A 10,874-nucleotide genomic window follows, 5' to 3' on the forward strand; every position below is an offset into this window, starting at 1 on the left:
CACGGGCGAAGATGGGCGAGCTGGCGCCGCGACCACAAGGCCGTCGCCGCGCCTCCAGCCTCGATACGCATGAAGCCTCCATCGTCGGGCTGATCGAAGAGCGCAAGGACATCACGCTGAACGAGATGGTGGAACGGCTGGTCGCCGAGCAGTCGGTGCGGATCAGCCGCAGCGCCTTGAGCGCCTGGCTTCGGGGCCGCGGTTGGACTTTCAAAAAAAGTCCGCACACGCACTGGAGCAGGACCGCCCCGACATCCTGAAGCGGAGGCGGGCCTGGTTCGACGGCCAGCTCGACCTCGATCCCGCGAAGCTCGTGTTTATCGACGAGACGGGATTGTCGACGAAGATGGCGCGCCTGCGTGATGGACAACCTGCCCGCCCACAAGGCCGCCGGCGTTCGCGGCGCGATCGAGGCGGCAGGCGCGAGCCTGCTCTACCTGCCGCCCTACAGTCCCGACTTCAATCCGTGTATGGATGGCTCCTGCGGGTCAAGGGTGTCGGATCGGGTTTGGTGAACAGGTCGGTTGCGGCCATGTATACGGCGTCTGAATGTGCAACGAGGTCGTTGCGCGCCCTGATGAATATCCGCTTGGAGAACAGGTCCCACTCAATCGAGCGCGCTCGAGGCGCTTCGGATTGATCGGGGTGTCCTGGTTCTTCGTCTCCGCTTGTTCGCCATCACCTCACTTTGCCCTGACCATTCCGCGAGCCTGTCAGGATGCCTGCGGCTCGTAACGCGAGCCGTCCCTGAGGACAGCGAAGATCATCCTTGCCATGCGATGCGCCAAAGCGATGGCGACGACCTTTGTCTTCTTCCGTGTCAGCATGTTCGATAGCCAATCCGAACCCGGCGCGCGCTTCAGTCTATGTCTAAGCATGATCTGCGCCATGGCACCCAGATACAGCAATCGCCGGATGTATCGATTGCCCATCTTCGAGATCCGGCCCACCCTCTGCTTGCCTCCGGTGGAGTGCGGTTTGGGCGTCAGGCCGAGCCAGGCGGCGTAGTCCCTTGCGCAGTCGAAATTGTCGACATCCGGCGTCGTCGCCGCGATGATCGTCGCCGATAGCATACCCACACCCGGGATCGTAGCCAGACGCTGGCTTGCCTGGCTTTGCGCGTAGGTCTCTGCGATCTCGTCGGTCAACCGCTCAATCCGCTTGTTGGTCTCGGCCAACTGATCGAAGAGCAAGCCGACCGGCATGCGGGCCGCTTCTGGAAGTCGATCCAGTTGCTCCCTCAGTCGGTCGACGTTCTGGGCGCCCTTCGCCGCTATGATACCGAACTCCGTCATGTGGGCTCGGATCGCGTTGCCGATCTGCGTGCGCTGGCGAACCAGAAAGTCCCGCGTGCGGTGAAGTACCAGAACCGATGAGCAGGCTTCGCTCTTGATGGCGACAAACCGCATGGACGGACGCGTCACGGCTTCGCAGATGGCGGCCGCGTCCGCAGCATCCGTCTTCCCGCGCTTCACAAGGCTTCACATAGGACGGCGGCATCAGCCGGACGTCATGCCCCATCTCCCGCAGCCTGCGTCCCCAGTGGTGAGAACCTGCGCAAGCCTCCATGCCGATCAGGCATCGCGGACGCTTCTGAAAGAACGCGAGCAGCTGGCCGCGGCGAAGCTGGCGGCGCACGAGAACCCGACCGTTCTCGTCAACACCATGGATCTGGAACACACTCTTTGCGAGGTCGATACCGACTGTGGCAAGCTCGGACATGGATGGCTCCTCTATACGGGATGATGACTTCCCGACTATGGCGCAATGCGACGCCGGGAGCAGGAGCCATCCACACCATCAATCGAAAATGCATTCGCCAAGCTCAAGGCCCTCATGCGCGCCAAGGCGGAGAGGACCATCACCACTTTGTGGGACGCTGTCGGTCCTGTCCTCGACCTCTTCACGCCGGCCGAATGCGCCAACCACTTCAGGGCCGCAGGATATCACCCAGATTAAAAAGGATGTGCTCTAGCTCGACGCTAGCGATCTCGACGGCCTCGCTCACGGTCTGATCAACTTGTGTCCGTCATAGTGGTTGCGCTCGAAGGCGACAGCACGGTGCAGGCACGGGACAAAGAGACCCGGCGGCATGAGCCGATGGGCCGGAGACGGGAGCGGGCGTCAATCGGGGTGCCGGAATCCGTAGCCGATCCTGTAAAAGAAACGTCCCGCCACGGCGCCGTTCTTTCGCACCGCCTGTCGCTCGACCGGGCCGATGGTCTCAAACCACGCGGACAATCCGTCATCGGAAACGCCGGCTTCCTTGACGCTGACCATGATCACGTCCCGTCCGTCGGAGGAGCGGTTGGAAAACCAGGTGTCGAACATGAGGCCGTTGCGGCCGAAAAGGTTCTGACTTGTGACGTTTTCCAACGCGGCCGGCCCCGTGCTGTAAAAGCCGAGCTCGCTCGCGATGTTGTAGGTGTCCATGCCGACAAGTAGCGGCGGTTGACCGGTTTCGGCTTCCACGCTCGCCTTGATCCGCTCCGCTTCCGCGCCAAACTCTTCCCAGGCCACCGGCAGGCCGCGCAGCTTGCCGGTATGGCCGATCAAGGGCAGGCCCAGAGCGACGTAGTGAAACAGTAGCGCGAACGCCACAACGCTGACCGCCGTGGTGATCTGCAGGGAAGCCATGAAACGGGGTTTGTCGCCCTTCTTTATTGCTTTGACAACCACATTGGCCATGGCAGGTACCAATGCCAACCAGACCGGCCCTGTCCAATTGAGCTTGACTGAGTGGAACAGGCTGTAGAAGACGAAAACCGAAAGCGGCGCCAGTGTGAAGACGATGACGAACACGCCGGCTTCCCGCAGAAAAGCCCTCGCCGGGAGCCGGACCATCCGGCTGGCTGCATGTCCGGCAAGGGAGATCCCGATCGGGCCCAGCAGCGCCGCCATGAACAGCACCAGGGTAGGCATCGAAAATTCAAGGTCGTCCTGGAACCATCGCCTGCTTCCCTGGAAGTGAAAGGAAGCCCAGTCGTGGTTCGCGTTCCATGCAATCACCGGGGTAAACAAGACCGCCACCACGCCCGCGCAGAGGTACGGCCATGTTGTGAGGAGCCACCGTCGAGACTGCGGATCGACGAGCAGATAGACCAGCGTCGCAGGGCCCAGCAAAGCAATCGTGTATTTCGACAGCATGCCAAGGCCCACGCAGAGTCCGGCGCCAAGCCAGGCCCTGGCATCTTTCGCCCGCAACGCACGCTCCAGGAAATACAATGCTCCCGCCCAGGCGGCCGTAAGCGGTGCATCAGGCGTGGTCAGGATCCCGATGAGGAAATAGAACGGGAAAACCGACAGCAGCATCAGAGCCAGAAACGCGGCAGTCTGTCCGAAGAGATTCTTCGTAAGCCGAAACATGAAATAGGCGGTCGTCAGCCAGGTGAAGGTTGCCACGATGCGAACGCCGAATTCGGAATCGCCGAAAACGGACGTTCCCAACCATATCAGCCACGCCACCATCGGCGGATGGTCGAGGTAACCCAATGCGGGATGCTGGGCGTAGTTCCAGTAGTAAGCCTCCTGAGGGATCAGGTCTATGCTGCCCTGATAGACGATCCTCAGCGCCACGGCGTAGACGGCTATGGCGAAAGCCGCCAGTCTCCATCGGGCCGCTGAAGACAGGAACCGGTCATTCCTGAATACATAGAATTCGTTGCCGATGTAGCTCACGACCCCGCCGCCCGCGATGCCCGCAATCACCACGGCGAAGAAGGGAAAACCGAGATCGGTCGCCGCCGCGATGAAGCCGCCGCGCAAGGCAATGGCCATGGCCGACACGAGAATGAACCGCGCGAACTGCGATTTCTCCCGGGGACGATCGTGGAACGACCATTTCATGTGACCAAGATAATTGAACGCCGCCGAGATGCAGAAGCCGGAGACATGAGCGATGGCGATGCTGGTGCCGAGAGACTGCAGAACCGCGACCACAAGAAAGTCCATGAGGAACCCGGCCATGCCGACCAGCGCAAAGCGATGCATGGCGACCGCTGAGGTGGTGCCCCTGGAAAACCGCAGCAGTTGGTTGAGGTAGGCGATCGTCTGACTGGCGCCTATTTTCGACGTTCCATGAACCCTGTCGGAAAATGAAATCGGCACCTCGCATACCCTGATGCCGTCGCCGCCGGCGACAATCGCCTCCAGTCCGATCTTGAATCCTTCCGCATCCGCACCCGCAGCCAGGAGACATGTTCGTCGTATCGCGAAAAAGCCCGACAGCGGATCCTGGATATCGGTAAAGGGCGCCGCGAGCGCTGCGCCGAGGCGCGAAAGCGCCTGGCGCGGGAAGGGCCAGTCGACCGTTGCACCACCGGCAACATACCGGCTGCCGATCGCTATGTCGTATTCGCCTGAAGCTACGGCGTCCACGAGGGAAGTAATCGCTGAAGCCGGATGGCTTCCATCCGCATCGAGCACAACGACAATCGGAAATCTGGCGCTCAACGCCGCGGCACGGACATCTTTGGCCAGCCCGCCGCCGCCAATGTTTCCAAGCAGGCGAAGGGGTCGATCCTTCTCCCAGCAGGCCACCCTTTCGCGCGTACCATCGGTCGACCCTCCATCTGTGACGATGATTTCAAAATCAAAGCGCCCGCCGATATTCTCGATGATGGCGCGCAAGGTCCGGTCGATGTTCTCCGCCTCGTTCAACGTGGGGACGATGATTGAGACGGACGACTGGCGGGTATGAACGTCAGGCGACGGTCTCGGATGAGAATTCATGCAAGACTCCAGGTGGAATTGGCCGGCGCGCGATCGGTGATCGGGCCGCGCTGCCGCCTAGACCTAGCCGGCTTCCCGACCGGATGGTGTTAAGTCTTGTTGAGCTTTGCTTGGATTTGTTGCGCCCGGACCGGGATGAATCCCGGCCACGCAGGCCACTTTCCCGCAAGCCTATGCTCGCGGGTGCCGACGGTTATTTCGCGACTGTCCGGGAGGTGCGATTTTGAGCCAATCGCGGATTGATTGGCGTCTATGTCTTGTCAGGATTCCAGAGGGGCAATTGGCCATCGGGAAATGCATAGACGTGCCGACGCGGGTTTCCGGACCGTCGGCGGTGGGGATCTTGCCTACCTTAATCGGGTGCCCGTTACAGCTCCCTTGTGCCTGGGCTGCTTCCAGAAGCAGCCTCTCCATCTGTCCAACAGATACTCCGTCAGCTTGCATCAATTGTCCGATGAGCGGGTCGTCCAGGATGTCGGCTATCGTCATTTCATCATGGATCATGAGTGCCTCCGGGCGTGATTTCGCCCTAGATGAAGACTGCGAAGAGCTTTGCGATGTCAAAACCGCGACAAAACCGAGGCGTTCAGTGAAGTTTTTGTTTCCGAACCTCGGTGCTGGCGGCACGGCAGATGTCGGCCTTGGTTTCCGATCGGGTTTAACCCGCGCAAGAAATCTACAGGTGTAGGGAATTGTACATTGGCGGCAGTAGGAGCGGTTGCATGCGGCAGATTTCATCATTTTCTGCTAAACTCGAATGAAAAATACCAACAATAATAAAATGAAATCATCACATATGCGGCTGGAATATTTTCTGAGAAATTCAGATGAACTTGTGTTCTCGTGGCAACGGTGCCTAAAATTTTGATAAAGAAAGGGTTGCGTGAAATATGTCGCTTGTTCGGCATTTCTCACGTTTTTCATCTTCTTAACATAACTAAACAACTTGCGCCTGTAACTTCGGGTGTGTTTCTGCGACAATGAAGCACGAGATCCCAGCCATCGCCGATCACGCTTTGCAGAGAAAACACATGACAGTTCACCATCGCGGCGCGCCGGAAACCGTGTCCCGCATTCTTCTCGTCGAGGACGACGAGGAGATTGCCGCCATGGTCATTGAGATGTTGCGGGAGAACGGCCTGGAGGCTGTTGCAGTTGGCTCAGCCGCCAACATGGACGCCGCCATGAGAAAGCAATCCTTCGATCTGGTTGTGCTTGATGCCATGCTGCCTGGCGAAGACGGCTTCAGCATCTGCCGCCGGCTGCGGGCATCATCGACGATCCCGATCGTCATGCTCACGGCGCTCGGCGATGAAATCAACCGCATTGTCGGAATCGAGCTCGGCGCGGACGATTACGTCACCAAGCCCTTTCATCCGCGTGAGCTCATGGCGCGCGTCAAAGGCCTGTTGCGGCGCGCGTCCTATGGAGCCGATCAGCCCTTGCGACAGACCCCAATGCGGTTTGCGGGATGGCAGATCGATCCGATCCAGCGGCAACTCATCAATCCGGAAGGTGTGCACGTCTCGTTGACCACGGCCGAGTTCGATATTCTTCTCGCACTCTGCCAGAATCCGGGACGGGTTATGACGCGTGAGCAGCTTCTTCGGCTGACCCACGCCGGCCTTGCCGGTTCGGTCGAGCGCAGCATTGATGTCCACATCAGCCGCGTCAGGCAGAAGATTGAGCAGAATGTCCGCGAGCCGTCCTTCATCAAGACGGTCCGTTTGGGCGGCTACATGTTCACCCCGAAAGTCGAGGGCTGCTGATGAGCAAGCGCTTTAGGGGCGGATCGATTCGCCGCCAGATCGTGGCCCTGGCCATCGGCCCGATCATTTGCCTCGTCATCCTGAGCGCGATTTCCGATTGGTTGCTGCCGGAAGACCTGGAGAGCATCTCCTATGCCCGGGCGACGGCATCGAAGATCGAGTCGGTCATCGATCTGGTACGCGCGTCCACTTCCCCCGGGCAGAAGGCGGCGATCCTCGATGCGTCAGCAAGGACGGGGTTGCGGGTGGAGGAAGTTGCAGCGGCGGAGCTTTCCCAAACGGACATTTCCTCCGAGGATGTCCGCCACACGGTGCAGGAGAATCTACCGGTCAGCTTCACGACGTCCTTTCGTTCGGAGACCGCAACCGGAAGCCTTCGCGATGTGCTGGTCGTCGGGATCGACGAGAACCGGGCCTTGGCGTTTTTGCCCGCGCCGCCTCCTCCCGACGCATGGATCAGCGACCATGAAGTGATCATCGTGCTGGAACTGATGGGTCTAGTCCTGCCGGTGGCTCTCTTGTCGCTCTACGCGGCGCGGGTGATTGCGGCTCCCCTCATTGAATTCGCGAAGGCTGCGGAAACGTTGAAGCCCGACGACGGGCCGGACAGGCCTTTCAAAGAACGTGGCGCGGCCGAAATCCGGACATTGGCGAAGTCCCTCAATGACATGCGCAGCCGGATCCGCCACATGATCGATGATCGCACGCGCATGTTGCGCGCGATTAGCCATGATTTTCGTACACCGCTGACCCGTCTGCGTCTGCGCGTGGAGCGGTCGACACAGCCGGAGCTCAAAGCGGCGCTGCTCAAGGACATCTCCGCTTTGAGCGATATGATCAACGATACGCTGACCTATCTCAGCAAGGAGATGGCGTCTGAGAAGCCGGTGAATGCCGATCTTCCCAGTCTGTTGGCGACCGTGTGTTCTGACTTTTCCGATATAGGCTTCAACGTGACTTATACCGGACCGGAACGTTTCGCCTATCGCTGCAAACCGCGATCGCTGGCGCGCGCGGTCACCAATCTCGTCGAAAACAGCACCAAGTTCGCTGGCCATGCCATGGTGGAATTGTCAGTCCTCGAAAATGGAGCCGTGCGCATAAGCGTGATTGATGAGGGCCCGGGCCTTCTCGGCAGCTTGCGGACCCTTGTGCTAAAGCCCTTTTTCAAAGCCGATACCGCACGGACACCGGCCAGTCGCCCCGGGTTCGGACTCGGGCTTTCGATCGTTGACGACATCGTGCGGGCGCATGGCGGCACGCTCGAACTTCTGAACAGGGTGCCGCATGGGCTTTTGGCACAGATCGAACTTCCCGCCGCAGGAGATGTGGCAAGCGATGCCACGTTCAACTCATCGGCCGGTGAGCTTGCCCACGCTGAGTGATCCAGCAAAGCGGTGATATATTGCGTCAATGAGGCGCAAGTGAAGGAAACGAGCAACCCAAACCAGATTCCAGCTTACGGTAGAGATGGGCTGATGGGCAACAGCGAGGCGGGCGAACAAGATGAAGCTTGTCGAAACAGGTGAGCAGGTTGTCGACGGCGCCGGCGCGCACCAGGCTTTCGCGGAACGACGAGATCGTCTTGGCATCCGGCACCTTCTGCGGCAGTGACAGACCCAGAAACCGCAAAACGATAGCCTGTATTACGAACTCCGCCTGGTCGAAGGGATTGTAGAGACCTGCAGAACCGGGATCCTGAACATCATCACCGGGAAGGGCGGACGCACGCCATTCGACCCGTCGGGGCGTTTCAGCGCCTTGGCCAACGGCTTCTCGAAAAAAGAACACGGAATGATGTCATTCAGCTTCTGAAGCGCATCGCCGACCGGGCTCAACCGCTCGTAGCGATCGTCCAGATCCCAGAACCAAGGCTGGGCACGCATCATCCGCTCCCTGCAATCACACTGACCGGATTGAAACATGATTTGCCGAGAAGGGAGGGGTCCTTCGAACCGTCCGTTTGAATGATGTCGTTGTGCGAGGTCGTGGTGAGCGTTGTTATGTCTTGTTGCCCGCGATCACCGGCGCCGTCGGTTGATGTACCGTGGGGGCAATACTGTATCCGGGTCGCTTCGCTCCGCCCGCATGCATGCGACGAAACAACTCTCAACAAGAGAAAACACAACCCAACGACAAAATCGGAATAAGTGCAGCCAGGCGGGCTCATTGATGTGTCGCCACGCCTCCAGGATGCGGCGGGCCATACCTCGGCTTCTAGCGGTCGAGATGAAGTCTTTGTCGAGCGAAAGCTGCACACAGACTGCGCAACGCAAACATCGGAGCAGAAACTGACATGAAACAGATCGAAAAATCCCTAGAGAGCCTGGCGATGGGACGCCGCGACTTTCTAGGTGGCGCGGCTGCACTTGGTGTTGGTGCCGGATTGTCCGCGCCCGCCATTATCTCCAATGCCGCCGCGACAGAGATTTTGGACATCTCGTTGCGAGACCAGGACCTGCCATTTATCGGCACGGAAGAGACCTTTTCTACCCCTGAGCTGATGGTGCTGAACGCCATTAACGAGGATCACAGGCTGTACCTCGAGGGCACTGGTCTTTACGAACTAGGCCCGCGCCGCATCGGTGCAATGAATGAGGCGGGGCTCAACGTTCAAATCCTCTCCGCACATACGCCAGGTGTGCAGAATGTCCCAGGTCAGGAGGGCATCGATTTTGCGTATCGTCTCAACAAGATGCTTGTCGACGGGCCAATGGCCACCTATCCGGGACGATTCGAGGCATTTGCAACCTTGCCGTTGCAGAATCCGGAGGCCTCAGCGGACGAACTGGAACGCGCAGTTCGGGAAGATGGTTTCCTGGGAGCCCTGACCAATGGAATCATCGGGAAAAAATTCCTCGATCATCCCGTTTTTGAGCCCGTGCTGGCGCGTGCCGAAGCCCTTGATGTGCCGATATACATCCATCCAGGCTTTCCACCTGACGAAGTTTTCGAAATCTACTACAGCACTACGCGGCCAGAATATCAGAAGCAGCACCAGGACCTAATTATCAGTGGTCCAGCATATGGATGGCACCAAGAAGTCGTTACTCAATGCCTTCGAATGATCACGTATGGGGTATTCGATCGATTTCCCAAACTACAGATCATTATCGGCCACATGGGAGAGGGGCTTCCGTTCTTCTACGAGCGTGTCGTGGGAGAGATAAGCGATGTAACCGAAGACTCACTGAATAATCCCTTCGAGCAATACTTCCATGACAACTTCTGGTTCACAACCAGCGCGTTCTTCCAGGATGAACTGCTCCATCTCTTGCTGAAGTACATCAGTGTGGATCGAGTGATGTTTGCAACCGACTACCCGTTTGCAGACATGAAGGAAGGAATCGACTGGTTTCGGGCAGTCGATCTGCCCCGTGAAACCAAGGAAAAAATTGCATTCCGAAACGCGGAAAAGCTGTTCAGCATAAAGGTCTGACGCATCCGCCCCGCCCGGCGCTGCGGACAGGCCGTACCGCAGAAGACCCGCCCGACTGGCGACGATGGACGTTCGCGCCAGGTCAGACAACCGAACACGATGCTCCGAATGACGGAATGGCGAAGCATTGACCGCGAGACACCGTTCACGCCGTTGCACGAGCCCGTTGGGCGGGTGCAGCGCAAGGCATTCACGATCGCTTGTCACACTGTTGTCGCCGGCCCTGGCGCTCATGCTCCTGGCCGCCTCGGCGCCGTGCGCTGGCGCAGATGAGCTTGGGACGCTGCTGCGGGACGGCGGTCGCTTCGACACGTTCGCCGAACTGGTCGAAGGCTCCGGGGCGGACGTTTCCGGAGCGGCCACGGTCTTTGCGCCGACGGACGAGGCGTTCCGGCGCCTGCCGCGCTCGCTGGTCGCCCCCCCTGACGAAGCAGACGAGGATCTCGCCTCCGAAATCGTCGAATCGGACGCTGCACCGCTGCCGCCGATGCCCGAACCCGATCCCGCCGCCGGTCCCGCAGCCCGCCGTCGGCAGGAAGTTCATCGTCGGCGAGCCAATGAACGAGGCCACGAACTTGTTCGCGGGGTTGGCATTGAGTTCCAGCGGCATGCCGACCTACGCCACGACACCCCGGTCGAGCACGACGATGCGGTTGGCCAGCGTCATCGCCTCCACCTGGTCGCGGGTGACATAGATCATCGTCGTGCCCAGCGTCTGGTGGAGCTTGGCCAGTTCGATGCGCATCTGTACCCGCAGCATGGCATCCAGGTTCGACAGCGCTTTTCGATGTACGGTGCCATTGTGGATAACGACGGCCGGTCAGTCGAACACTCCCGGCGCATCAATAGCGTCCGCAACTCCACACCAAGGGTGGGGTCCGACCCGCCCGAGTAGCCGCAAATCCTTCGCCATAGAACGCTACGACTTCCTCGGA

6 protein-coding genes and 4 pseudogenes are annotated in these 10,874 nt (G+C 59.5%); 6 read left to right on the forward strand and 4 right to left on the reverse strand.

Annotated features, from left to right (window positions below):
- Together ACFP9U_RS20185 and ACFP9U_RS20190 are read left to right on the forward strand one after the other, a co-directional pair.
- Positions 1-260, forward strand: a pseudogene (locus tag ACFP9U_RS20185) (IS630 family transposase); the annotation flags it as partial.
- 39 nt (positions 261-299) lie between these two features.
- Entirely contained in the window at positions 300-515 is a 216-nt protein-coding gene (locus ACFP9U_RS20190; protein ID WP_378624216.1) for a transposase, read from the forward strand.
- A gap of 198 nt (positions 516-713) precedes the next feature.
- Here ACFP9U_RS20190 and ACFP9U_RS20195 read toward each other — a convergent pair.
- Positions 714-1,722 (reverse strand): annotated as a pseudogene (locus ACFP9U_RS20195) (IS110 family transposase).
- 66 nt (positions 1,723-1,788) lie between these two features.
- Between ACFP9U_RS20195 and ACFP9U_RS20200 the strand changes: the two are divergent.
- Positions 1,789-1,959: pseudogene (locus tag ACFP9U_RS20200) on the forward strand (IS630 family transposase); the annotation flags it as partial.
- A 165-nt stretch (positions 1,960-2,124) separates the two neighbouring features.
- Here ACFP9U_RS20200 and ACFP9U_RS20205 read toward each other — a convergent pair.
- The gene (locus tag ACFP9U_RS20205) at positions 2,125-4,731 is read right to left on the reverse strand and encodes a glycosyltransferase family 39 protein (RefSeq protein WP_378624212.1); all 2,607 of its coding nucleotides are present in this window, start codon (positions 4,729-4,731) and stop codon (positions 2,125-2,127) included.
- Positions 4,732-5,762: 1,031 nt separating this feature from the next.
- Here ACFP9U_RS20205 and ACFP9U_RS20210 point away from each other — a divergent pair.
- Both ACFP9U_RS20210 and ACFP9U_RS20215 read left to right on the forward strand, forming a co-directional pair.
- Complete coding sequence (locus tag ACFP9U_RS20210) at positions 5,763-6,500, forward strand: response regulator transcription factor (RefSeq protein ID WP_378624217.1); 738 nt, start codon at positions 5,763-5,765, stop codon at positions 6,498-6,500.
- Positions 6,500-7,885: an ATP-binding protein gene (locus tag ACFP9U_RS20215; RefSeq protein ID WP_378624213.1), complete on the forward strand. Its 1,386-nt coding sequence runs from the start codon at positions 6,500-6,502 to the stop codon at positions 7,883-7,885. The genes ACFP9U_RS20210 and ACFP9U_RS20215 overlap by 1 nt, the downstream gene beginning before the upstream one ends.
- A gap of 25 nt (positions 7,886-7,910) precedes the next feature.
- Here the strand turns inward: ACFP9U_RS20215 and ACFP9U_RS20220 are convergent, their stop codons facing one another.
- Positions 7,911-8,291, reverse strand: a complete 381-nt coding sequence (locus tag ACFP9U_RS20220) for a hypothetical protein (RefSeq protein ID WP_378624214.1) — start codon at positions 8,289-8,291, stop codon at positions 7,911-7,913.
- 505 nt (positions 8,292-8,796) lie between these two features.
- Between ACFP9U_RS20220 and ACFP9U_RS20225 the strand changes: the two genes are divergently transcribed.
- Positions 8,797-9,939 carry an amidohydrolase family protein gene (locus tag ACFP9U_RS20225; RefSeq protein WP_378624215.1) on the forward strand — a complete coding sequence of 381 codons (1,143 nt, stop codon included), beginning with the start codon at positions 8,797-8,799 and terminating at the stop codon, positions 9,937-9,939.
- Between the two features lie 532 nt (positions 9,940-10,471).
- Here ACFP9U_RS20225 and ACFP9U_RS20230 read toward each other — a convergent pair.
- Positions 10,472-10,717 (reverse strand): annotated as a pseudogene (locus tag ACFP9U_RS20230) (sugar ABC transporter ATP-binding protein); the annotation flags it as partial.
- Positions 10,718-10,874 lie beyond the last annotated feature (157 nt).

The sequence above is a fragment of the Nitratireductor sp. GCM10026969 genome, assembly GCF_042660605.1.
Taxonomy (GTDB): Bacteria; Pseudomonadota; Alphaproteobacteria; order Rhizobiales; family Rhizobiaceae; genus Chelativorans.

Bases quoted from the DNA above. Each gene is read 5' to 3' on its own strand.
- ACFP9U_RS20205 (WP_378624212.1), bottom strand. From the start codon at position 4,731: ATGAATTCTCATCCGAGACCGTCGCCTGACGTTCATACCCGCCAGTCG.
- ACFP9U_RS20210 (WP_378624217.1), top strand. From the start codon at position 5,763: ATGACAGTTCACCATCGCGGCGCGCCGGAAACCGTGTCCCGCATTCTT.
- ACFP9U_RS20215 (WP_378624213.1), top strand. From the start codon at position 6,500: ATGAGCAAGCGCTTTAGGGGCGGATCGATTCGCCGCCAGATCGTGGCC.
- ACFP9U_RS20225 (WP_378624215.1), top strand. From the start codon at position 8,797: ATGAAACAGATCGAAAAATCCCTAGAGAGCCTGGCGATGGGACGCCGC.